The organism is Gemmatimonas sp. (assembly GCF_027531815.1).
Taxonomy (GTDB): Bacteria; Gemmatimonadota; Gemmatimonadetes; order Gemmatimonadales; family Gemmatimonadaceae; genus Gemmatimonas.
Genome location: NZ_JAPZSK010000006.1, coordinates 722288 through 744651, shown reverse-complemented (window position 1 = coordinate 744651; position 22364 = coordinate 722288). Strand labels below are relative to the sequence as shown.

The 22364-nt window shown below is 67.0% G+C and carries 22 protein-coding genes and 2 pseudogenes; 13 read left to right on the top strand and 11 right to left on the bottom strand.

Annotated features, from left to right (window positions below; translation table 11 throughout):
- Positions 1-519: transposase zinc-binding domain-containing protein (locus tag O9271_RS10710; RefSeq protein WP_298269291.1), on the bottom strand; the 519-nt coding region annotated here is incomplete at its 3' end.
- Between the two features lie 230 nt (positions 520-749).
- Between O9271_RS10710 and O9271_RS10705 the strand changes: the two genes are divergently transcribed.
- The 3 genes from O9271_RS10705 to O9271_RS10695 all read left to right on the top strand — a co-directional run bounded on the left by O9271_RS10705 (position 750) and on the right by O9271_RS10695 (position 3014).
- Positions 750-1601 carry a DUF3883 domain-containing protein gene (locus O9271_RS10705; RefSeq protein WP_298269287.1) on the top strand — a complete coding sequence of 284 codons (852 nt, stop codon included), beginning with the start codon at positions 750-752 and terminating at the stop codon, positions 1599-1601.
- A 64-nt stretch (positions 1602-1665) separates the two neighbouring features.
- Positions 1666-2523 carry a transporter substrate-binding domain-containing protein gene (locus O9271_RS10700; RefSeq protein ID WP_298269285.1) on the top strand — a complete coding sequence of 286 codons (858 nt, stop codon included), beginning with the start codon at positions 1666-1668 and terminating at the stop codon, positions 2521-2523.
- An 89-nt stretch (positions 2524-2612) separates the two neighbouring features.
- Entirely contained in the window at positions 2613-3014 is a 402-nt protein-coding gene (locus tag O9271_RS10695; protein WP_298269283.1) for a nuclear transport factor 2 family protein, read from the top strand.
- 88 nt (positions 3015-3102) lie between these two features.
- Here the strand turns inward: O9271_RS10695 and O9271_RS10690 are convergent, their stop codons facing one another.
- Positions 3103-3336, bottom strand: coding sequence for an IS3 family transposase (locus O9271_RS10690; protein WP_298269281.1), 234 nt, complete (start codon positions 3334-3336; stop codon positions 3103-3105).
- 846 nt (positions 3337-4182) lie between these two features.
- Here O9271_RS10690 and O9271_RS10685 point away from each other — a divergent pair.
- Both O9271_RS10685 and O9271_RS10680 read left to right on the top strand, forming a co-directional pair.
- Complete coding sequence (locus tag O9271_RS10685) at positions 4183-4479, top strand: BrnT family toxin (protein ID WP_298269278.1); 297 nt, start codon at positions 4183-4185, stop codon at positions 4477-4479.
- On the top strand, positions 4476-4706 hold the full coding sequence (locus O9271_RS10680) for a BrnA antitoxin family protein (RefSeq protein WP_298269275.1): 231 nt from the start codon (positions 4476-4478) through the stop codon (positions 4704-4706). The genes O9271_RS10685 and O9271_RS10680 overlap by 4 nt, the downstream gene beginning before the upstream one ends.
- A 228-nt stretch (positions 4707-4934) precedes the next feature.
- On the opposite strand, the gene O9271_RS10675 is transcribed toward O9271_RS10680, so the two are convergent.
- Together O9271_RS10675 and O9271_RS10670 are read right to left on the bottom strand one after the other, a co-directional pair.
- Positions 4935-5495: a transposase gene (locus tag O9271_RS10675; RefSeq protein WP_298269273.1), complete on the bottom strand. Its 561-nt coding sequence runs from the start codon at positions 5493-5495 to the stop codon at positions 4935-4937.
- 14 nt (positions 5496-5509) lie between these two features.
- Positions 5510-6187, bottom strand: a complete 678-nt coding sequence (locus tag O9271_RS10670; RefSeq protein ID WP_298269271.1) for a transposase — start codon at positions 6185-6187, stop codon at positions 5510-5512.
- Between the two features lie 1035 nt (positions 6188-7222).
- Between O9271_RS10670 and O9271_RS10665 the strand changes: the two genes are divergently transcribed.
- Complete coding sequence (locus O9271_RS10665; RefSeq protein ID WP_298269268.1) at positions 7223-8392, top strand: site-2 protease family protein; 1170 nt, start codon at positions 7223-7225, stop codon at positions 8390-8392.
- 102 nt (positions 8393-8494) lie between these two features.
- On the opposite strand, the gene O9271_RS10660 is transcribed toward O9271_RS10665, so the two are convergent.
- Positions 8495-8833, bottom strand: coding sequence for a hypothetical protein (locus tag O9271_RS10660; RefSeq protein WP_298269266.1), 339 nt, complete (start codon positions 8831-8833; stop codon positions 8495-8497).
- Between the two features lie 751 nt (positions 8834-9584).
- On the opposite strand from O9271_RS10660, the pseudogene O9271_RS10655 reads away from it, so the two are divergent.
- Together O9271_RS10655 and O9271_RS18460 are read left to right on the top strand one after the other, a co-directional pair.
- Positions 9585-10721: pseudogene (locus O9271_RS10655) on the top strand (IS3 family transposase).
- Between the two features lie 261 nt (positions 10722-10982).
- Positions 10983-11196 (top strand): annotated as a pseudogene (locus O9271_RS18460) (hypothetical protein).
- 433 nt (positions 11197-11629) lie between these two features.
- Here O9271_RS18460 and O9271_RS10650 read toward each other — a convergent pair.
- Positions 11630-13177, bottom strand: coding sequence for a gamma-glutamyltransferase (locus tag O9271_RS10650; RefSeq protein ID WP_298269264.1), 1548 nt, complete (start codon positions 13175-13177; stop codon positions 11630-11632).
- A 376-nt stretch (positions 13178-13553) separates the two neighbouring features.
- On the opposite strand from O9271_RS10650, the gene O9271_RS10645 reads away from it, so the two are divergent.
- A complete protein-coding gene (locus O9271_RS10645; protein ID WP_298269262.1) occupies positions 13554-14264 on the top strand; it encodes a PEP-CTERM sorting domain-containing protein in 711 nt (236 codons plus the stop codon).
- 740 nt (positions 14265-15004) lie between these two features.
- Here the strand turns inward: O9271_RS10645 and O9271_RS10640 are convergent.
- The 3 genes from O9271_RS10640 to O9271_RS10630 all read right to left on the bottom strand — a co-directional run bounded on the left by O9271_RS10640 (position 15005) and on the right by O9271_RS10630 (position 17747).
- On the bottom strand, positions 15005-16693 hold the full coding sequence (locus O9271_RS10640; protein WP_298269260.1) for a gamma-glutamyltransferase: 1689 nt from the start codon (positions 16691-16693) through the stop codon (positions 15005-15007).
- 147 nt (positions 16694-16840) lie between these two features.
- A complete protein-coding gene (locus O9271_RS10635; protein WP_298269258.1) occupies positions 16841-17332 on the bottom strand; it encodes a transposase zinc-binding domain-containing protein in 492 nt (163 codons plus the stop codon).
- 175 nt (positions 17333-17507) lie between these two features.
- Positions 17508-17747: a hypothetical protein gene (locus O9271_RS10630; protein ID WP_298269256.1), complete on the bottom strand. Its 240-nt coding sequence runs from the start codon at positions 17745-17747 to the stop codon at positions 17508-17510.
- A gap of 172 nt (positions 17748-17919) precedes the next feature.
- Between O9271_RS10630 and O9271_RS10625 the strand changes: the two genes are divergently transcribed.
- On the top strand, positions 17920-18957 hold the full coding sequence (locus O9271_RS10625) for a hypothetical protein (RefSeq protein WP_298269254.1): 1038 nt from the start codon (positions 17920-17922) through the stop codon (positions 18955-18957).
- Positions 18958-19073: 116 nt separating this feature from the next.
- On the opposite strand, the gene O9271_RS10620 is transcribed toward O9271_RS10625, so the two are convergent.
- The gene (locus O9271_RS10620; RefSeq protein ID WP_298269251.1) at positions 19074-20003 is read right to left on the bottom strand and encodes an MBL fold metallo-hydrolase; all 930 of its coding nucleotides are present in this window, start codon (positions 20001-20003) and stop codon (positions 19074-19076) included.
- 66 nt (positions 20004-20069) lie between these two features.
- Here O9271_RS10620 and O9271_RS10615 point away from each other — a divergent pair, with 66 nt between their 5' ends.
- From O9271_RS10615 to O9271_RS10605, 3 genes are all read left to right on the top strand, one after another.
- Positions 20070-20666, top strand: a complete 597-nt coding sequence (locus O9271_RS10615) for a TetR/AcrR family transcriptional regulator (RefSeq protein ID WP_298269248.1) — start codon at positions 20070-20072, stop codon at positions 20664-20666.
- Positions 20663-20821 (top strand): hypothetical protein, encoded by a 159-nt coding sequence (locus O9271_RS10610; protein ID WP_298269246.1) that lies wholly within the window; start codon positions 20663-20665, stop codon positions 20819-20821. Before O9271_RS10615 ends, O9271_RS10610 begins: the two co-directional genes overlap by 4 nt.
- A 138-nt stretch (positions 20822-20959) precedes the next feature.
- Positions 20960-22048: a serine hydrolase domain-containing protein gene (locus O9271_RS10605; protein ID WP_298269245.1), complete on the top strand. Its 1089-nt coding sequence runs from the start codon at positions 20960-20962 to the stop codon at positions 22046-22048.
- On the opposite strand, the gene O9271_RS10600 is transcribed toward O9271_RS10605, so the two are convergent.
- A complete protein-coding gene (locus tag O9271_RS10600) occupies positions 22045-22275 on the bottom strand; it encodes a hypothetical protein (RefSeq protein ID WP_298269243.1) in 231 nt (76 codons plus the stop codon). The two genes, O9271_RS10605 and O9271_RS10600, sit on opposite strands and share 4 nt — an antisense overlap.
- Positions 22276-22364: the final 89 nt, after the last annotated feature.

Below are 22364 nucleotides of genomic sequence, written 5' to 3'. Positions count from 1 at the left end.
CTGCAAGCAGGCCACGATGCCGACGGCGAGATCGCGCTCGCCGGTCCGCGTCCGAATGGCGACCGTGACGGTGCGGGCGGCGACCCGGGCGATCTCGCCGAGCAGGCGGCGGCGGTAGAGACAGTAGGCGCGCAGCCGCTTGGGGATGGTCAGCACCACCTGCCGGTGCGGCACGGGCGCGAGCAGCGTGCTGTCCAGCCACTGCGTCCAGATCGCCAACCGCTTGGCGTGACAGCTGGGGCAGAAATAGCGGCCCTTGCACGAGAACGCGAGCAGGTACTCGTGCGCACAGTCGTCGCAGCGGATGCGGGCGAAGCCGTGCTCGAGTATCCCACACGCGAGGAACTTGTCCGCGACCTGCGTGACGACGGGCCGCCAGGGGCCGTACTCGCGGGCGAAGCGGTCATCGTAGACCGTCTGCAGGCGGTGCAGATGATCCGCCACCAACCGAAAGAGCGGCGACGCCTGGGGGCGCCGGGGCTTGTAGACGCCACCTGTCGCCGGCGCCGCGTCGGGCATGCGCGCTCCGGGACCGGGGAGCGCCGAGCATACGTCCGACTCGGGTGCGGACCGTCACCGTTCTGTTGCACGGCGGGCTGTTTCGACGCAACGTCTGCGTGGCGCGGGCCTAACGGTGCTTGCTGTTGCCGAGCGGACCGACCATCCGCGCCACGCGACCGATTGCGCGGTCCGCTCGCAACAGACGCCCACGTTAGAGCTCATCACCGCCATCTCAATCATTCACGATCGTGGCTGAAGATTGGTCTCCGGAGGAAGTTGCAGCCACCGTCGCGGACTATTTCGCGATGCTGGACCACGAGCTTCGGGGCGAGCCATACAACAAGAAGGATCACAACCGACGCCTTCAGCAGGTCCTCCGCGGGAGGTCATCGGGCGCGATCGAGTTCAAGCACGCCAACATCAGTGCGGTGCTCATTGAGCTTGGCTTTCCATACATCGACGGGTACAAACCGCGAGGCAACTACCAAGAACTGCTAAAGGACGAGGTGTCTGCTCGGCTGGATGGCGACCTACGCCTGGCCCGCGCAGCAGAGGCAATCGTACAGGCTGCCGCTGGAGTTGCGCCCGCCGTTCAGTCACTAGCGGATACGATCGTACCGGCCCCAATTAGGGAGCGTGATCGAAGCCGAACCTATGAGCGCCTGCGGAAAGATCCACTGCCGCGCCGAGGGATCAACTACCTCGAGCGAGAGGCCAATAATGCTTCCCTTGGCGCCGCCGGTGAGGTGTTCGCGCTCGACGTTGAGCATCGACGCCTGTGGGAGGCTGGGGAGCGTCGTCTGGCCGAACGTATCGAGCATGTGTCCAGGACTCGCGGAGATGGTCTTGGGTACGACATCCACTCCTTCGACCTTGATGGCCGAGACCGACTCATTGAAGTCAAGACCACCAGCTTTGGTGCGATGACTCCGTTTTTCGCGAGCAACCGAGAAGTCGCTGTCTCAGAAGAGCGAGCGGCGAATTTCAAACTTTATCGAGTATTCAAGTTTCGCGAAGCGCCGAAGGTGTTTGTGCTTTCAGGTGCGCTTCGGGAGTCTTGCGTCCTCGACGCGGTTCAGTTCAGGGTATCTCTAGCATGAGCTCCAACAAACGATTGCAGGGGACAGCGCAGCCATTGTCTGCTCGCTTCGCTCGCGCCATTTCATGCCGCTGCAGCTGAACCGTCGCGTCAGGAGAATGAACATGGCGAGACTCATGGCTCCCCGATGGCAGGTCTCGGTCGTCGCACTCGGTCTTCTCGCCGGCTGCGTATCGGTGCAGAGCGTGCCGCCCGCCGCGCGGTCTGATCTGACTGCCACCGGGAAGCTGCGTGTCGGCCTCATCCTCTCCAACCCGGTCTTGGTCACGAAGGACCCTCAGACTGGCGAGCTGCGCGGCGTCACCATAGCCCTCGGCAAGGCCCTCGCGAAGCGCCTTGGGGTTCCCTTTGAGCCCGTGGGATATCCCAATCCGGCCGCCTTGGTACAAAGCGTCGGCCGCAACGAATGGGATATTGCGTTCCTGGCATTCGACCCGGCCCGCGCCAGGGATGTTGAATTCTCGCCGCCGTACATGGTGGTTGATAACACCTATCTTGTGTTGTCGGGCTCGAAGGTGGAAAGCGTCGAAGCCGCCGACCAGCGCGGCGTCAGGATCGCGGTCCCGGAGCGTAGCGCACCAGACCTCTTCTTCTCGCGAAGCCTGAAGGCCGCAGAGATCGTTCGCGTGCCCGGAGGAGCCGACCCGGCCATCGAAGTCCTCCGTTCCGGGCGCGCCGATGCCTACGCGGAGAACGCTCACATGCTCAGCCTGTATTCCGGCAGGCTTCCTGGGTCGCGGGTACTTCCGGGACGGTATACGGTGGTGCAACACGCCGTTGCGACTCCCAAAGGCCGGCCTGCAGCAGCGGAGTTTGTGAAGCAATTCGTCGAACAATCCAAACGCGACGGAACGGTTCGAGATGCTATGGCGAAGGCTGGCCTGCGGCGGACGGATGTGGCACCTTCCGCACTCGTCAAGTGACCTCCTCACTTCAGGGTCGACCCGACGGGCGAAGCGCCCGCAGGTCAGCCTGAGCGTTAGCCAACACACGAACAAGCACCGAGGTCCTCGTGAACACAGCTGAAGACACCGTTCTCGAGTTCTGGCGCCTCATGGCGACCAACGACTTCGCCTCAGTCAAGCAGGTACTCGCCGACGGTTTCGTTGTCGAGTGGCCCCAATCCAACGAACTCATACGCGGTCCCGAGAACTTCGTCCGCATGAACTCGGAGTACCCTGCGCACGGCGAGTGGAGGTTCACCATCAAGCGGTTGGTCGCTTCATCCGCCGATGTCGTCACGCATGTCGTCGTCACAGACGGAACACAAGCCGCAGAAGCGATCTCATTCTTCCAGGTCGCCGGCGGCAGGGTCACCCGGCTTGTCGAGTACTGGCCTGAAAGCTACGCTCCACCGCCCAACCGGGCTCACCTGACCGAACCACTCCACACAGCCGCCGCGAGTGCTGCCTGACCCCTCGCTCAAGCTGACCCACTACGGCAAGCGCTGTAAGCCTGGGTTGAACTTCACCTGCTTCAGGAGAGCCAGTGGGGTGAGGGTTTCAAGCGGCGATGGATTGTACGGCGTGTGACCGCTCGAAGGCGAGCGGGGACTGCTGCCCCAGGGCGGAGTGCCGGCGATGCGGGTTGTACCAGCGTTCGATGTAGCGGAAGACGGTCAGGCGCGCTTCGGTGTGCGTCGCAACGCGGTGTTGTGCGAGGCCCTCGACTTCGAGCGTCGCGAAGCAGCGTTTGGAGAGCGCATGGCTTCCCGACCGGGCAATGCCTGCATCCATCCTGCGGGTCGCCCCATACACACCTCGTGGTTGAAGGTGTTGCGACGACCGATTGAATCGCGCCTTGCGAGCCTTGATCCGAGTGATGGACCACGTCGGTGGCACGGCGCTGCGTCGCGGCCCCGTACGATCCGTTCGAGTGCTCGTGCGCGGCACGAATGGCGATGACCAGCACCACATCGCGCTGCGCCCGCGCCGCCGGCCCACGCTTCCGTCACGCATAGTACCCGCTCTCCGACACCCCGAACACGAGACACATCGTCGCGACTGGAGCGATGGCCTGATTCGCGCTCACGAACACGAAGACTCGGGTGGGATTGTCCCTGACTCCCGCGCGAACCAGGCCGCCCGCTCGTCCGTAGTCAACGCCTCGGGGCGCTCGCCACGATCCGCCCGGTCCGGCAACCCGCAGTTGCGAAGGGTCTGCTCAGACGGCACGAACTCGTTCGCCGGTGCTTACGGACTGCGTCCAGCCCGAACGAGGGCGATGATCTGCTCACCATCAGCCGCCGGACAGGCAGCAGAACGACGAGGCCTCAGGGACTCCTCCTCTCACACAGAGATGGAGGCTCCACCGAAACGGGGCAAGTTCAAGTTCACGGCGCGACTGAACGTTAGACTGCAATATCTGCAGCCCAATTCGGAACACGTCGCGCGCTTCGGGTGCCGGTAACTCCCGAATGGGCGTGTACTTGCGATGCTCGTACGCACTTTGCGCGCGCCGGATTGGACTGCAGAAATGCGCAGTCTAATCCGTGCTCTGCAGTGATCGCCTGCAGTTCAATTCGCGTTATGCCGGCCAGTGCGACGGATTGCAGTGTACATATCTCCTATGTACATTGGCATGTGGATGAGCTACGCTTCGAGTGGAATCCGGCCAAGGCCAGACTGAATCAGCGGAAGCATGGCGTTGCCTTTGAGGAGGCACAGACCGTGTTCGCCGATGAGGATGCCCTCTTGCTGGCGGATCCCGCGCACTCGGCGGTGGAGGACCGGTTCTACTTGCTCGGTCTCAGCGCCAGGTTGCGCGTGCTGGTGGTCATTCACTGCTATCGTTCCGAGGATGGGGTCGTGCGCCTCATTTCGGCCCGCAAAGCCACGCCTTCTGAGCGCGCCCAGTATGACGCGCGGTGGACCCGATGAAGCGTTCGTTGGATTTTTCGAAAGGACAGCGCAACCCGTATGCCGCGCGTCTCAAGCGCCCTGTGACCATTCGTCTCGACGAGTTCACCGTCGACTACTTCAAGGCGATGGCCGCCGAGACGGAGATTCCCTATCAGACGCTGATCAACCTCTACCTGCGCGAGTGTGCGGGCACCGGGCGCCGCCTCGCCATGCAGTGGCGCAATGCGAAGCGGGGCGCGGCATAACGATGCTTGCTGCAGTCGGGCGCGTGTTCGGTAGCGCGCTGCGCGCGCATTTCATGTGAGCGCCCGCTGCAGAAGCCCGCGTTGAAGTTGTAGGAAAAGGCGTTTTCGAACGTTCGAGTGCGTTTCAACGCGAGAGATTAGCAGCGCGGGGCGGTAGGTAGCGGATTTCTTGCCAGATTCGCGTTTCCGGGTCGCCCAGGGCGCAGCAAATCCGTGCGGTGCGCCTCGTCAGGCGGCGTATCCGTTGTTCGCGAGCTTCTCAATGTTGTGCACGAGACAATACAGCTTCCACTGCGTGTCGATCCTCACGCGACCGCGCAGTGTGAAGCGATCAAGGCGCTTGTTCGCGCGCAGATTCGCGAAGACGGGCTCCACTGTGGCAAAGCGCCGCGCGTACTGCGCACGACCTGCCGGTGCATCGATGCGGTCGCGCATGAGCGCGGAGTAGTTCACGTCGCGGCCGACACGATCGCGGAAGAAGGCCACGTTCCGCACGGGCGTGGTGCCCGGCGTGCGCAAGCATTGGGCGCGCAGTGGACACGGACCACAATCCCGCGGCGCCCCTTGAAAGTGCTCTCCGACATGGCCGCTGGTCACGTTTGCCGCGCCTCGGCGATTCAGCGACTTGCCCGCGGGGCAGATACAGGTGCGCGCGACCGGATCGTAGCGGAAGTCCTCGGGGCCAAATACCACCACCGTCCTCTTCATCGGTCGCGACTTGTCGTGCAGCGGATTCGGGAGCGTCGTGTAGCGCTCCTGCGTCGCGAATCGCGTATCGCGCTTTCGCATAGTCCCGTCGGCAATCAGCGCGGGAACCTGTGCGTCCGCGAGCGCGCGCAGATTTGCTCCGCGCCCACCCCATGCGCCTGGGCATCGATAATGATTTGGTGGGCCGCGTCGACGGTCGCCACGCCGGTGTAGCCCTGAATGACGCCCTTGCTGGTCGCCATTTTCGCACTTTCATCATCCGTGCGATTACTCTTGCGGACGGCGCCTCTTGCGCCACGCCGATCGTCGGGATGTCGCGTGAGCCACGTCCGTAGTTCAGCCGCGTCTTGCACGAGTCGCCCGCGACGGGCCGCGTCCTTGGCGACGAGTGTTGGTTCTACCCCCTGCGCATCTTCGGCGCGATGCCGCGCGAGCATTGCCTCGGCCGCGCGCTCCATCTTCGTGGCGTGCCGCTCGAAGTCGGCACGCGTACCACTCCGATGCTTCGACGCATGGCTCGGCAGTTTCACGCCGTCAATGGCGAACATCTCGCGCCCGATCAACCCCTGCCGATCACAGGCCGCGAGCACGGCCGCAGAGATCGGCGCGATCTGGTCCCCGAGCGTGCTGACGAATTGCGCAATGGTGGTGAAGTGTGGGCGCGAGTCGCCGCTCAGGGCAATGAACGTCACCTGCTCCTCGCACGCGCGGGCGATCGCCCGACTGCTGATAATGCCGCGGGAGTAGGCGAACAGCACGACCCGCAACAGCATCGAGGGCGCGTAGGCCGGCGCCCCGTTATGTCGTTTCGATACCGGGCGTCGAACGGCGTCAGATCGATGGCCTGCTCGCGCAAGTGGTGCAGGGCATGCTCGAAGGTGCCCGGGAGCAGCTGGGCGGCGAGGTCGATCGCGACGAACCTGGGTTGCGTGTCGACCGCCTTGTAGCGGGCCATGACAGATCTCGACGAGGGACGAATGAGACCGCAGATTTCTCAAGAGGCCAACGGCTCGGTGCCCGGAGAGTTCCGTTTCCACACTCGGTCGCGCGGGACTTTTCCTGCAGCCTCGTTAGCGCTCATGCGACGCCCTCATCTCCGATTGCGCATCCTTGCCGTGGCTCTGCTGACGGCCACAGTGATGCTGGTGCCGACACGCACACAGGCACAGACGCTCACCGGCATAGTGACTGACTCCGCCGGAAGGCCACTTCGCGAGGCCGAGTTGCTGGTGGGCCAGGGACCTTCCCGCACCCGCGCGGATTCGATGGGGCGGTACTCGCTTCGACTGCCACACGGAGGCCGCGTCCAAGTGATGGTCCGCCTCGTGGGCTATCGGCTGTGTCTCGACACGGTGCGGGTACCAAGCTTCACGGCGGTGCGGCAGGGTGTGGAATGATCGAGCGTCAGACGCGATGTCGCGTGGCACTTGACGAGCCACGGTCGGCTCGGGTATCTGCCGACCGGTTCGCGTCGTCTCCCGCGCCCCGGTCGCCGTCCCGGCCCCAGGTCGACCGCCCCCGATGGAAACTCCGATCCCGCAGCACGGAATGGACGCCGCGCACACGGTGACGTGGGGTTCGCCTGACGGAGAACACACGTGCCGGACGTACGGGAGCCGGGCGTCCGGGACCGTCTGCATCGACCTCGGAAGCCTGCGAACGGGTGCGCCGAGCCGGCACGCGCCGCGCTTACCGTCCACCGATGTTCCCAGCGCCGGATGAACGGCGCGCCTTCTCCCGCGCAGCGAGGCGCGTGAAACACCGCTTCTGGCCCGATCGTAAGTCTCTTCCCCGTCCTGCGAGGCACGATGGTCACGTCTCTCCTCAAGCCAGCGCCCCTGACGCTGGTGCTCTTCCTGTCGCTGGCCGTCCCGGCGGCCCTGCTCGACCAGCCCGGCAACCGGCTGGCCGAGGTGCTCGGGGTCCTCGCCATGTTGCTGCCGGGCGTGCTCGTGGTGCTCGGCGTGCACGAACTCGGCCACGTGGTCGGCGGCCTCCTGAGCGGGCACCGGTTCATCGCGCTCGTGGTCGGTCCGTTCGCGGTGTCGCGCCTGGGGGTGCGGCTCAAGGTGGAGTGGAACCGGGTGTGGTTGTTCTACGGTGGGCTCGCGATGCTGGCGCCGCGTGGCGGGCAGCTCCCGCCCATCCGCGCGTCGGTGGCGGTCTACGCCGGCGGGCCGCTGGCGAGCCTCCTCCTCGGCGGGCTCTTCATGGCGCTCCACGTGGGTTTCGGCCTGGACGACGTGACGCGCCGCACGATCGCGGCGGGGACGCACACGACCGGCGACCTGCTGCTCGGTGCCTTCACCTTTACGATGGGGTGCACCTCACTGCTCATCGCGCTCGTCACGATGATCCCCAACGCCGTCGCCGGCTTCACCAGCGACGGCGCGGCCATCCGCATCCTCCTCAAGGGCGGGCCGGAGGCCGAGCGGCTGCAGGCGATACACGCGGTGATGGGCCAGCTCAGCGAGGGCGCCCGTCCCCGAGACTGGTCGCCCGAGTTCATCCGGCGCGCAGCCGGCGTCCAGGACGGCTCCGCCATGGAGAGCGGGGCGGCGAACTACGGGCTGATGCACGCGCTCGACCGTGGCGATCTCGCCGCCGCCAGGGCGCACCTGCAGCGCCTGCAGGTGGCGAGCGCGAAGGCGCCCGCCGTGGGAAAGGGGGACCTGCGGCTGGCCGAGGCGTGGCTGGCGGTGGCCGACGGGCGCACGTCGGAGGCCCGGACGGCGTTCGCGCAGACGGAGGGGACGCTGGTGGAGGCGTTCAGCCGTCGCCGCGTGCTGGCGGCCATCCTCGTGGCCGAGGGGAAGGCCGACGAGGGGATGGCGGCGGCGCGGGACGGGCTCGCGCTGTTCATGCAGGAGGCGGATCACCCCTTCCCCGGGGCGGCGGCGATGGAACGGGAGTGGCTTTTGGAACTCGCCGAGGGGAAGCTGCCGGTGGTGCTCACCCGGACGGGCGCACCGGAATGACGGGGCACGCGGAGGTGATCAAGTTACCCGGCCGGAACGGAGACGGCCGACCCGCGCGCGCGTCTGGCCCAAGGGCTGGTGAACCCTCCTGACCAGGGCGCGTCACCCCCTTGTAGAAGAACACCCAACTTCTCGCAGGCCTGAACAGGCAACGTCCCGCAGCGGCCATTGACGAAGATAGCGCGTCGCAACCATCTCGAGCCGATCGTCGCCTGAGGCGATCGCCCCCTCGAGCAGCGCACGCACCTCGGCGCTGAACGCCGGATCGCCCCAGCGCAGCCCGGTGGCCTTCTCGGCGTCGTCAATCTCCGAGACGCGCGCCGCTTCCAAGAGCAGCGGCCCGGCGGCCATCCGAAAGCCTGCGTCACCGGCCGGCGGGAGCTCGTAGCGGCCAGTCCGACGCGGCGGCTCGTGATCTTCCTTAACGAAAGCGCGGGACATAGGCGCATGATATCACGGCGGAACACCGGTGTTCCGGAACTGGTTGCGTTGCTGTCCATGCTGCGGCTCCTTCGTTCTCGCCCGCTCGCGCTGGTCGCCGGCCTGTGGTTCCTGGCCGCCGGCGGCGAACCGCCGTTCCCGCATCCGTAAGAGATGGGCGGCATGGGTGCGGTCGCGGCGGCGAGCAGTGCGAGCGCCCCGGCCGACGCGCGCAGCACCGAGGCGTCGCGGCGCCTGCTGCCCTTTGCGAATGGACCGCCCGCACTGAGCTGACCTCAGTGCCCTCTCCCAGAGCAGCGATGTGGCTGGCTGTTCTCTGGAACGCCTATTCAGCAATTGAAGCCTACTGGTACGAGCGGTCCTAGTGTGAGCGGCGCCCACAATCGTGGCAGAACGGGTCGCTGCTGCCGACAGGGCTGATCGAGGAGCGCGGCTGGCTCACTGCGTTCGCCTGCCGTATTGTTGTCAGGTCCCGGGGCAGAGCTTGGCGTTGAAGCTGTAGGATAAGGCAATTCCGACGGTCCGCGCGCGCTTCAACGCGAGCGATCACGTGTGCGTCGCAACGTTGAGCGAATAGATCGTGTTGTTTGCGTACACGGGGCGCTGTGGACGCATCAGCACCGCACAACGCTCCGTTTCAGGCCGCGTAGCCGTTCTTCGCGAGCTTCTCGATGTTGTGCACGAGACGTAGACTCCCCCTCAAGCGGGACAGTTGAAAGTTAGACGTCGGTGGCCCTCAGCGGAGCAGCTGATGCGCAAGTCAAAGTTCACCGAGGCCCAAATTGTCGGGATCCTGCGCGAGGCCGAGGCCGGCGCTGCCGTGGCCGACCTGCTGCGGAAGCACAAGATCAGCCAGCCGACGTTCTACTTGTGGAAGAAGAAGTACGGCGGCGTGGGCGTCGCGGAGCTGCAGCGACTGAAGGAACTCGAGCGGGAGAACGCCCGCTTGAAGCGCATGTACGCGGACCAGGCCTTGGAGCTCACCACCATCAGGGATGTGCTCACCCGAAAACTGTAACGCGGTCTGCGAGGCGAGCCGTTGTGACGATCTTGACGGAGGACCACGGGCTGCCGGTGCAGCGCGCCTGTCCGATCGCCCGATGCTCGCGGACCGCGTTCTATCGTGCCCGGCGAAGCGACGCCGAGGCTTCCCCAGCCGACGCGGACGCACCCGTGATCACGGCCCTGGAGGCGGTGCTGGAGCGGCATGGCCGCTGGGGCTTCTGGAAGTGTTTCGAGCGCCTCCGCGCGTTGGGGTATACGTGGAATCACCAGCGCGTCTACCGCGTCTGTTGTGCGCTGGGCTTGAACCAGGTACGTCGAACGAAGAAGCGCGTGCCGACGCGCGAGGTGGTACCGTTGCACGCGCCGCCGCAGCTCAACAAGACGTGGGCGATGGGACTTCATGGGCGACTCGCTCCACAGCGGGCGATCCTATCGTTTGCGCAATGTGCTCGACGAAGGCAATCGCGAAACACTCGCCAGTGAAGTCGACTTCTCCTTGCCACGCACGCACGTGGTCGCCGTGCTTGATGATCTCCTCGCGCAACATGGGGCGCCGCCACAACGGCGCTGTGACCACGGCCCCGAGTTCATCGCCGACGCCCTGCGTACGTGGTGCGACGCCCTCGGAATTACCCTCGCCTACATCGAACCCGGCAAACCCAATCAGAACGCTTACATCGAGCGCTTCCACCGCAGCTTCCGCGAGGAAGTCCTCGACGCGTGGGTCTTCACCACGCTGGCCGAGGTCCGCGTCGTCAGCGAGGAATGGCGACACGGCTACCACACAGAACGGTCGCACGAGAGCCTCGGGAACGTGCCACCGCTGACCTTTCTCCCGAGACCCACCAACGCCCCCTCGTCTAACTGCAAACTGTGCGCTTGACTGGGAGTCCACGCACTGCCGCTACTCCATAGCAGACTTGACCACACCGTGACGCTTCGACTAGGTCGACGCAGGAGCGGGCCGTCGACCATTCTCGCCCGATGAAGTACATGCAAGAAGCGTTTGATTCGTTCCCTTGGAGGACTCCGTGCTTCTCACCCTCGAAGTCGATCGTGAAACAGATGGCCGATTTTTCGCTGAGGTACCTGATCTGCCAGGCGTTCTCGCCTACGGCGTGACGGAACAAGGAGCGCGCTGCTGATGAGTGAATGGCCGTCGGCGAACGCTCGGCGCGTAATGGCTGCGCTGTTGCGCATCGGTCGGACCGTGAAGCGAACAGCGAGTTCCCACAAGAGTCTTGACCCGGGACGGTTGGCCAGATACGGTGTTTGCCCTTCATGATGGGGACGAAGTGGGCCCACGGATACTCGCCCGCTTGGCGAAGCGAACGGGATTGCGGCCTGACGACCTGTAAAACGGTCGATGTGCCGAGGCATAACGATGCTTGCTGCAGTCGGGCGCCTTGGCGGAAGCGCGCTCCGCGCGCATGTCGTTGAATCGCCCGCTGCAGAAGCCCGCGCTCGGCCCCAGCACGAGCATCTGATCCTTGCGAGCTTGGTCGCTCGCGACAATCGCCCTCGGGATCGCGGTGGGCTGCCGCCGTCCCTCGCGTTCCGGCGACAGGGCGTGGCCTCCGTGATCCCGTGCGGGCGAATCACGGGCCGCGCGCGTGGGGCCTGCGCTGCCGCCTGCGGGACCGGGACGACCTGTGCTGGCGTGGGGCACTCGCGCTGCATCGAGGCCTCCTCCGGCGCTCGCCGGGGCAATGCCCCCACCTACCACCTGACCCCGCCGTCGGGCCGCTGGTCACGTCTCACCCCACTCGGTACCGCGCTGGCATGGCACGTTCACTCGATGGGGGTGGGCTCGTCCTGCTCGTGGCCGATCAGGGGCAACAGTGCGGCATCCACCGATCCATCCTCGCCCACCATCGCGATCGCGCCGCTCCCGGTGTCGATGAAGGGGCTCCCTTGCTCGAACTCCAGACCGCGACGACGAAGCTCGTCCGTGACCTGCTTCGACACCGATGGATCGAGCCACATCCTCCCGCGGCCAGCGCCCAGGTCGTCGTCGGCAAAGGCATAGGTCCCGAAGCGTGGTGCCGACGCCGCGCGCTTCGCGCTGAAGGCAAAGTCGATCGCATTCACCACGAGCTGGAATCCCGCCTCGACCAGCGACGCGTTGAATGTCCCGGAGACGACCCGCACGCGTCCGTTCCGGAACACCAGATGCGACGACATCGGCGAGAGTCGGCGCTCCCCCGGACGCGTCGCATTGCCGGCATGCGACAGCGCCGTCGTCAGCGGAATGCCATCGACGAAGATCCCATCGCCCCACGGCAGCGCATTGATGGTGTTGGTCCCGGTGATCGCGTTGCCGTCCTGATCGACGACCACCACGTGATAGCTGTGGGTGCCTCGGCGCCGGGTCGGCAGGGCGGGTAGCTCCTGTCGCACCCGTTCCCACACCTGCGTGCCGTAGGCGGCGGTCAGGAACCGGGCGACCTTCTCGTCACTGTCGAGGTTCTCCGTCTCAAAGAGCCACGATTCGGCCCAGAGATGCTGCGCGATGCGAACCATGACCTCAAGTCGCTCGGCGGACTCCGAGACGTGGGGGCTGCCGCTCATGTCGAACCGCTCAAGCGTCTTGAGCGCCAGAAGCGACCACGCCCCCCCGTAGGATCGACCCGACGAGCCGTAGACCTCATGATCGCGGTAGGTGATGCGTCGAGGCGCTCGCCACCGCGATCGGTAGTCGCGCAGATCCGCGTCGCGCATCAACCCACCTCGCTGTCGCACGGCTACCACGCAACGCTGCCCCCAGTCCCCACGATACATGGCCGCTGATCCGTCGTCGGCAACCTGCCCGAGGAACTGCGCCAATTCCGGCTGCGTCAGTCGCGCACCCGCTTGGAGGGGGTTTCCTTGCCGAAAGAAGGTCCTCGCGCCATAGGGGGTAGCGCTCAAGACGCCTGCCCGCGCGGCGATCGTCCCGGCATAGCTCTCGTCGATCGGGAAGCCGTGCGCCGCCAGTGCGATCGCGGGCTGCACAAGCTGCGACCACCGAAGGCTTCCGAACCGTTGATGGATCGCCTCCAGGCCATGCAGGGCGCCGGGAACCATGACCCCTTTCCCATCGGGCTCCCCCTCGGCCCACATGCCATCGGGATCAGCCACGTGATCCAGCTCGGCATCAAGAAAGACCCGTTCGCCGCTTCCCCCGTGATGGACGAGCGCAGTCAGCGGGCCAGCCAAGCTGGTCACGCCGGGCGCGACGACGTACTCGACGAACGTTGCAGCCACGAACGCATCGAAGGCATTGCCCCCTGCTGCCAGGACCTGGGCCCCGGCGCTTCGTGCCTCAGCATTGTAGGACGCGACGACTGCTCGGGGCATGTGGTCCAGGGATGATGGCGCGACGGCATGTGCCCATGCGGGCATCGCATTCGCAGTATGCGGTTCGCCCGGGAGGGGAATGTACGGCGACCAGTAGGACCGTTGAGGCCCCCCTGCGTCGCCGGCTCACACGGAGCGTGTGGTATGTATCGATGAGACGACAGGTGTGGCGTTGGGGCACCACCTTGGCAATCCGCGCGCCCCCGGGGTATGCACCGAGAACGGACTGTTGGACGAGTGGCCGGCCCCGAGGGGAGTGGCGGGCTGTCCCCACGGCACAGTTCTTGATGGAAAAATTGGAGGCAATCAATTTCGTCTGCCTCCGGTGCGCCCCGGCGCCGGAGTGCCGCAAGCACACATGTTCTCCGGAGTGCCCATGAAGCGGGTCCTGGCCGTCTTGGCATCCACCCTGCTGCTCGCCGTCACCACGGCACCCACCGCTGGCGCCCAGAGCTGGAACCTGGCGAACGATTTTTCGCTCACCACCAACGGCGGAACCAACCCGTGGACCTACGGGCGTTACACGGTGACCACCGGACTGGATCCGGCGACCTTTTCGGCCTTCACCACGTACGGGCTCCGCGACGGTAGCGTCCTGGCGACCTGGTGGGACAACCCGACGCCCCCCACCGTCGACCCAAACATCCAGAAGAACATCACCGGTACCACCTACAATCAGTCCGGTACCGGGATCGCCTTCGCGCCCGGTGAGGTCACCTTCGGCCCCTTCCTCGGGCCTTCCGTGGCCCGCTGGACTGCGCCGTTCGCCGGCGTCTTCAGCGTGAGTGCGGTGTTCAAGACCGTCCAGAACGGGAACACGAACCCGAACGCCTACGTGTTCCTGGGCACGAACACGTCCCCGCTATACAACCAGACCGTGAACGCTACCGGCGTGAGCTACGCCAGCACCCTCACGTTCACCGCCGGCCAGACCATGGACTTCGTGGTCTGGGGCAACAACCAGAACAACAAGACCACCCAGGTCCAGGCCACGATCACCACCGTGCCCGAGCCGGGCTCGGTCGCGCTCGTCGCCACCGGCCTTCTCGGACTCGGCGTCGCGGCCCGCCGTCGCCGGCGCGCCTGACACCGGGCGCCAGCGGTTGCCCGCGCCCGCGCCCGATGCCATTGTCGCTTCATGCGCGGGCTCTTTTCGTTCCTCGGGTCGGTGATCGTCGGCTACGCCGGCTGAGCCCTCGGTGACCCGTTCGGCCTCTTGACCGCGTTCCTGCTGAGCATGGTGGGCACCGGCGTCGGCATCTACGTGGGGCGCCGCATCGGCACCCACCATGAAGGCGGGTGAGCGATGCACCTCGAGCAGATCCCGTGCACCGTCACCGACAGATCCCGTTCCCCGTCACCGACTGCGGGATAGGCAATTCAATCGCGGCGGGCTGAGGACCATCCCCAGTCCCCTGCCTCACAAGCACCGGTGCGCGGGTGACAGCCCGTCCGTCACGGTGCCGGTGTCCCTCGCGGGCCCTTCGGCCCAGGGTCCGGTCGATGACTCGGGGCTGGCAGGGCGCTCGGTGACGCCGCGGTGGGACGATCGCGCACGCCGAACGCCCCGCGTGATCGCCGGGCTTGAGGGGGGCCGGACTGACGGGGGCATTGGGGAGTCGGCGGGCGCCGCTTGACGTCGCATGCCCCGCGGACGGTTGGCGTACCAGCCGTAGTCCCGTGTCGGGGAGATGGACCAACGCCTGCGCCAGAAACTCCAGCGGGTCGGCGGTCGCCGAACCTGCCGTCGGGCCGTCCGACTTGCTGAAGACCCGACGCTAGAGCTGGACGCGTTGCAAGGGTCGAGGCCCCGGCGCCCGCATCGCTCTACACGGCCTCCGCCATGCCGCACCGCCTCGGGTCCGCGCAGGCGGCGGCCACGCCGGTGGCGGGATCGAGGTGAATCCCCTCGTACGTGCCGTTCATGAAGTGCCACGGCGTGGTCACGTGCCAGCGGGCGCCCAGCCGCTCGGCGGCGGCGCGCACCTTCGCGGGGAGGTCCACCTCGATGAAGTTGGTCCCCGGCCCGGCGGGGTTGGGCCCACCGAAGCGCGGCCGCAGCACGGACTCCTCGATGGGTATCCCGAAGTCGAGGATGTTCACGGTGTTCTGCACGATGTTCTGCAGGAGCCCCACGCTGGGGCTCCCTGCGGCGAGCACCGGCCGGCCGTTGCGCGCGATGATGGTGGGCGCGACGTACAGCGTGGCGCGCCCGCCCGGGCTGGGCATGACGCGGAAGAAGTGCGCCCCCGACGCGGCAATGCTGGCCCCCATGGCGAAGAGGCCGTTGGACCACGGGAGCGACATCACGGAGTGCAGGATGGTGGCCACGTTCCCCCGGCCGTCGACGACGGTGACGTGGTTGGACCCGGGCGGCGGGGCGGGGGCCACCGGCCTGGGTGTCGTCATGCGCATGAGGCGCAGGCGGCCGGCCGCGTACTCCTTGGAGGTGATGTAATCGACGGGGACCTCGTGGGTCGCGGGATCGGTGTGCCGGGCCCCGTCGGTAAACGCCTCGTTCACGATGCGGTTCATCCAGTACAGCGTCTCCCCCGACTCGATGGGCGGGCCCATCCTGGCGAGGTCGAGCAGCTCCAGCATGTTGAGCGACTCGATGATGTGCGTTCCCCCATTGTCCGGCGGGGGCGAGCCGATGACATCGTAGCCGCGATAGGTGCCGCGCGCCGGCTCCATCCAGCGCACCTCGAAGCGCGCGAAGTCCTCCGGGGTCATGACGCCCCCGGCGTCCCGCACCACCTCGCAGTACGCGCGCGCGAACTCCCCCTGGTAGAAGAACGCGCTCCCCTCCTGCTGCAGGCGCTCGAGGGTGTCGGCCAGCTCCCGCTGCCGGAGGATGGCCCCCGGGGGGAGGAGGGCGCCCTGCGGCATATAGATGCGCTGCCCGGCCTCCGTGCGCCCGATGGTGTCGTACTGGGCGAACATCTCGGCGTAGAGGAACGGATAGATCGGGAACCCCTCGCGCGCGTACCGGATCGCCGGGCGCATCAACTCGGCCACCGGCCGCGTCCCGTGCCGCGCGCACGATGCCTCGAACGCGGCCCAGAACGACGGGACACCCACGCCGCGGCCCCCCTGCAGGTCGCTCGGGTTGAAGCCGGGGAGCGGGGCCAGCGGCGCGTTCACCCCGCCGTTGCAGTAGCTGTAGCGCCCGGTGGCCGCGTCGTAGTACAGCATGCTCAGCATGCCGGTGATCGTCGTCATGTGCGGCTCGATCACGCACTGCGTGATGGACGCGCACAGCGCCGCGTCGCAGGCGTTGCCGCCGGCCCGCAGGAGCTCGACGGCGGCGCGCGTGGCGTGCGGACTGGAGGTCACGACCACGCCGTTCCGCCCACGCGCCAGCGGCTTCCGGCCGAAGTACGGGGTCACGATCCCGTCGGAGGCGGCTCCCGCCGGGTCGGGGGGGGCAGCCATCGCGGAGGCGCCACGGGGGACGGTCACGGCGGCGGCTGCCGCGGCCGCCTGCCTGAGGAAGTCGCGACGATCAGGGGCCATGGCCGCTCCGGGTCTTGGGTCGAGGCACGCGCCAGCCACACGCGGGGTCGGCGGGGAATCTATCGGCCGCGCTGGCGGGCGCGAGTCTGCTCGGTGCTCCCCGGTCCCGGAGCGCGCACGCCCCACGCGGCGCCGGCGGTGGGCGCATCAAGTGAGCGTCTCCGCTGCCGCAATGAGCTCCGCTGGCGTCCGTGCCTGATGGAGCCGTGTGATAGCGTCCCCGACGGGCATCTTCAGGAAATCGGTGATGGCGCCATCTCCCTGCAGGATCGAGAGGAGCCTCTCACGCACATCGGCGAGCGACAGGTCGGGGCCCAGCCGTAGCACGAGGCGAACCAGAGTGCGGGCGGCGACGCGGGCGATCTCGCCGAGCAGGCGGCGGCGGTACAGACCGTAAGCGCGGAGCCGCTTGGGGATGGTGAGCACCACCTGGCGGTGCGGCACGGGCGCGAAGAGCGTGGTCTCCAGCCACTGCGTCCAGATCGCCAACCGCTTGGCGTGACAGCTCGGACAGCAGTAGCGGCATCTACACGAGAACGCGAGCAGATACTCGTGCGTGCACGCGTCGCAGCGGATGCGCGCGAACCCGTGCTCGAGCACCCCGCATTCGAGGAACGTGTCCGCGACCTGCGCGACCACGGGCCGCCACGGGCATGCGCGCTCCGGGACCGGGGAGCGCCGAGCATACGTTCGATTGGGGTGCGGACCATCACCGTGGTGTTGCGCGACGGGCCGTTTCGACGCACCATCCGCGTGGCTGAGCAGCCGGGGACATGATTGACACTTTAGTCCGGCAACATCATTTGCACGGGAATCAACTCTGGATGATGTAGTCGCGTTCGTCGAAGGTCGCCAGTAAGACGCGGTGGAAGTGCACAGACCAGCATCCATCATCTGTTTCTTCCAGTCCAATCCGTTGGTTCGTCAACGCGTTCGCGATGTATACGAGGCGCTTGCCGAAAGGAAAGGTGCCGGCGGTCGTGACCGTTTTGACGAGGTAGTGTCCGGGGGCCTCTGGAACCGGCAGGCGCGACGGGTACGGGCGCGGCGACACGGCGTAGTGCGAGCTGGGGGGGCGTCTGCCCCAAGGCTTCATGCGGTCGCTCGTCGTTGTACTCGTGGCGGAAGGCGGCGAAACTTGGGCTCACGATGCCGGTGATGGTTGATGAGATGAGGCGATGAATTCTGAGGTCCTGAGTTTTCCTGCAATGCACGTGAGGGCTCTCATGCGGATCCTGAGCACCGCGTTGCTTTTGTTGCCAAGTGTGGCGGCACTTCCCGCACAAGTGGCGCCCAGACGTCCGGTCGTAGAGCGCGGCCCGCTGGTCATCACCGCGCAGATACACGGGCGACCCGTACCGGCAAATGCCTATCGGGTGTGTGTTGGCACTCCGCGTGACCTGCAAGCCTATGGCATCGCCGCCACTGATCCCTCAGGATCCGCACAGTTTCCCGATGCGCCGGAGCTTGGGGATCTGCTGATCTCCATCGAGGCAGTTTTATCTTCGAATGTCATGTACGGCGCATCGGTCACGCACGCCGCAGTGCCGACGCGACGCCAGATCACGGTCGACCTCGCGCCCAATTGGATGGTCCGTTGCCCAGGAGCCACCCGTCGCACGGTACCCGGGCTCCTCGACTCCTCAGGCATCGATGGGACGCTGCAACACACTGGTACTCCGGTCGCAGTGAGCCGCAATCTCACGTTCTTCACCACCACCACCAGCGGCGTGCGTACGCTCGGTGTTACCGGACTGGCAAGGGAGTTCCGCACCAGACAAGACGATCTCCCATTCGGTGAGTGGCGACGCGCTACGGTCACCCAGGGAAATCAACTTGCTGGTGTTGTGCACCCCATCACCGGGCCAAACGGACGGAAAACCGTTACTCTGCAGCTCCGGAATGGTCGGTTTGGCGTTTCGCCCATGTATACCGTCAATGTTGATTTCGTCGAAATCTACTTCTGTAACGTCCGCTACCAGCGGGCCGATCACGCCCTGGCTCCCTTCGGCGTCCCCGAGGGTTCACTTGGCGCTGAAGATCTGCGCCTGACCCTCGGAGAGAGGAAGACCTTTGACACGGCGTGGCCGTCGCCCAATGAAAAACGTCGTGGGTACGGTATGCATTTGCGGACCGCACTGAACACCGGCGAGCATGCGATTGAACTGACCGTTCGTCGCGTTGGAACTACCGAAGCCGTCACCATTGCGCCGGGCGTGAGACAATCGTTTCAGGCCGATTTGGTGTCGGCACGCTGCCCGTAGACAGGCTGGTAACTCCAGGTCCTTGGATGCCGGTTGCGTCGAAAGGGTTTCTCTCGCGCGCCGTGGGCCAACGCGTCGGACATTGACACACCCCGCACCCGATCGCCTGCTCCGTGCTACGGGTCGTGTCCGAAGACGAGCTTCACGCGCGGATAGGCGCGAGCGAACGCCGCGATCCGCTCGAGTGACGCGCGCGAGGCGGCGGCATCGGTGACCTTGCCCGGCGCGACGCCGTGCTCGAAGCCCCAGCGCGTGTGGCTCGCATCGCCGATGAGCAGTACGGGGCCCGACGTGGCGTTCACGAGGTACGACACGTGGCCGCGCGAATGCCCCGGCGTATGGATGGCCCAGAGCGAGCCGTCGCCCAGGAGATCCACGGCTTTGCCAAGCGGCGCGAGTTCGCGCGCGGCGCTGAAGTCGATCTCCTCGAGCTGCGACACGCCGCGCAGGTGATCGATGTGCGCCATCATGCCGCTCTCGTAGGCGTCGTCGAGCGACCCCCTCCCTGCCACGTACGGCACGTCGTGCGGCAGCCCCGGCACGCCGGCCGTGTGGTCCAGGTGCAGGTGGGTGAAGAAGACGCCGCGCAACACGTCATGCGCGGCACGCAGCCGCGACGCCGGATCGGCGCCGACCTCCTGGCGTGCGATCGTCATGAAGGGGGCCGCCAGCACCGCGAGCCCGCCGATGTTGCCGCGCCCGCGCTGCGCGAAGGTGGAGTCGAGGCCCGTGTCCACGAGGTAGACGCCGCGCGTCGCGTGCACGATGCGGTGGGCCAGCACCGGCACCCAGACCTTGTCGTCGGGGGTCGTCGCGGCGGCGGGCTGCGAGCGGTCGAGGAGCAGGCTGCGGTCGACCTTCACCTCGCCGGTCACCCAGGTGGTGACGGTGATCGGCTGCGGGTGGGCCAGGATCGAGTCCCACGAGTCGGCCGGCACCGAGGCGGGAGCGCGAAACGGCGTGACGGGCGGCCGGTAGGTGGAGCAGGCTGCGAGGGCGGTGGTGGCGAGGAGGAGGCTGCGGATGCGAGGGGTCGGGATGGACATGGGGGGCTCCGTGAGCTATCCTGGTTAGCGCAATAACTAAGACTATTAGTGTTGGAGCACAAGCCCATGGCCCGATCCGGCCTGTCCCCCGCCCGCGTCATCGAGGCGGCGGCCGTCCTCGCCGACCACGATGGCTACGCCACGCTGACCCTCGCCAGCGTGGCCGCCGAGCTCGGGGTGCGGCTGCCGTCGCTCTACAATCACGTCGACGGCCTGGATGCCCTGCGACGCGCGCTCAGCGTGCGCGCCTGCGCGGAGCTGCACGACACGCTGGCCGAGGCCATCGGTGGTCGCTCCGGGGACGACGCCCTACGCGCAGCGGCGCGGGCATACCGCGCGTGGGGCCGCGCCCATCCGGGCCTGTACGCGGCGTCGCAGGTCGCGCCGCGGCCCGACGACGCCGAGCACGTGGCTGCCGCGACCCGCGTCGTGGACACGCTGGTGGCCGCCCTTCGCGAGCATGCCCTGGGACGCGACCGCGCGATCCACGCCATTCGCGTCATCCGCGCCTCGCTGCACGGCTTCGTTCAGCTCGAACTCAGCGGCGGCTTCGGCCTGCCGCTCAAGGTCGACGAGAGCTACGATCACCTCATGGACGTCCTGCTCGCCGGCCTCGCCGCCACCGCCGCGGATCGCGCGCACGCACGATCGCGCAAGGCGTGAGCAAGCTCTTCGGCTTCATCGGCGCCTTCGTCGGCAGCACGATCGGCTGGTATATCGGCGACCAGGTGGGGCTCATGACGGCCGTGATCCTGAGCGGCGTCGGTACCGGCGTGGGCCTCTGGTACGGACGCAAGAAGGCGCGCGACTACGGGTAGTCGCGCGCCGCGTCGAATCACCATGCTCGGGGCGCGCTCCTCGCGCGGCCCATCGTCATTCAGACGCTGGCGCTTCACCGCGTCCACCCACGCCTTTAACGTCGCCCCGGCGGCACCCGTCGTACGGGCATGCATCCCATGTCCCGTCTCCTGCCCCTTGTGGCCCTGCTGGCCGCCTGCGCCGACGGCGCCTCGACCGCACCGCCAGCGACCTCCGCCCCGACGCCACCGCCCCCGACGGCCGACCCGTGGGCTGCCGTACGCGCCCGCGTGAGCAGCGTCCCGGTCGCCAACCTGGTCGTCATCGTCGGCGATCGCAGCGGCCGGCTGCTGACGATCGAGCGCGGCACGCTCTCCACGCAGTCGCCGCTCCGGATCGCCTCGGTCAGCAAGTGGCTGAGTGGATACGGCATCTACGCGTTGACGGAGCAGGGGCGGATGTCGCTGGCGGATCGGCCGCAGCGGTACCTCCCCTTCTGGACGCAGGACGCGAGCGACCTGCGCGCCCGCGTCACGCTCGAGTCGCTGCTCGCCTTCACGTCGGGGTTCAACTACCCGCCAGACGATGCGGGCTGCCTGCAGGACCCGATGACCACCGTCCAGCAGTGCGCACAGTCTTTCTACCAGCGTGGCGCCAGCACCGAGCCGGGCAGCGCCTACTTCTACGGTGATGCCCACCTGCAGATCGCCGGCGCGATGGTCGAGCGGGCGACGGGCCAGGACTGGCGCACCTTCTTCGCCACCGAGGTCGCCCCACGCATCGGGCTGACCACCACACAGTTCTCACTGCCCAGCCAACGGAACCCGCGCGTCGCCGCGGGGGCGGTCTCGACGGTGAACGACATGGAGACCTTCCTGCGGCGCCTGCTGCGCGGCGAACTGGTGCGGGATCTCGAGGCGTATCGTCGGGAGCGCACGGCGGCGGCCACGTTCCTGTCGACCGTCACCCCGCTCCAGGTCCTGCGACTCGACTGGCGGTACGGCCTCGGCTTCTGGCGGGAGTGCGACGACGCCACATGGAGCTCGCGCTGCGCCTCCAGCATGGTGCTGAGTAGCCCGGGCGGCTTCGGCTCCACGCCGTGGATCAGCTTTGACGAAGGGTACTACGCGATGATCGCCATGGACGAGCAGATCGTGGCCGGGGAGCCGGCGTCGGTTGCCAGCGTGCGGCTCGAGCAGGCGCTGCAGCCGCTCATCTCAGCGGCCCTGGCGACGTTGCGGCGCTAGCGGTCGATCAGTCCGGCCCGCATCGCAGCGAGGCGGGTCTCGATGGTCGGTCGGCGGAGCCGCGCATCGGTGATCTCGGCCTCCTCGTGCGCCCGGGGCCCGGCCGCCTCCAGCGTCGAGAGCTCGCCGGCGAGCAGGGCGCGTTCGCGCGACTCGTGCACGCTGATCTCGAGCGTCAGTCGCACATCGCGCGGCAGGAAGCGCAACTCGCCGCTGTCCCCCTGCACCTGGCGCGAGGTAAAGCGGTTGTCGTGAAATGCCCCTGGTCCGGAAGGTGCACGAGCACCCGGGCCAGGAACTCGAGCGGGTCGGCGGT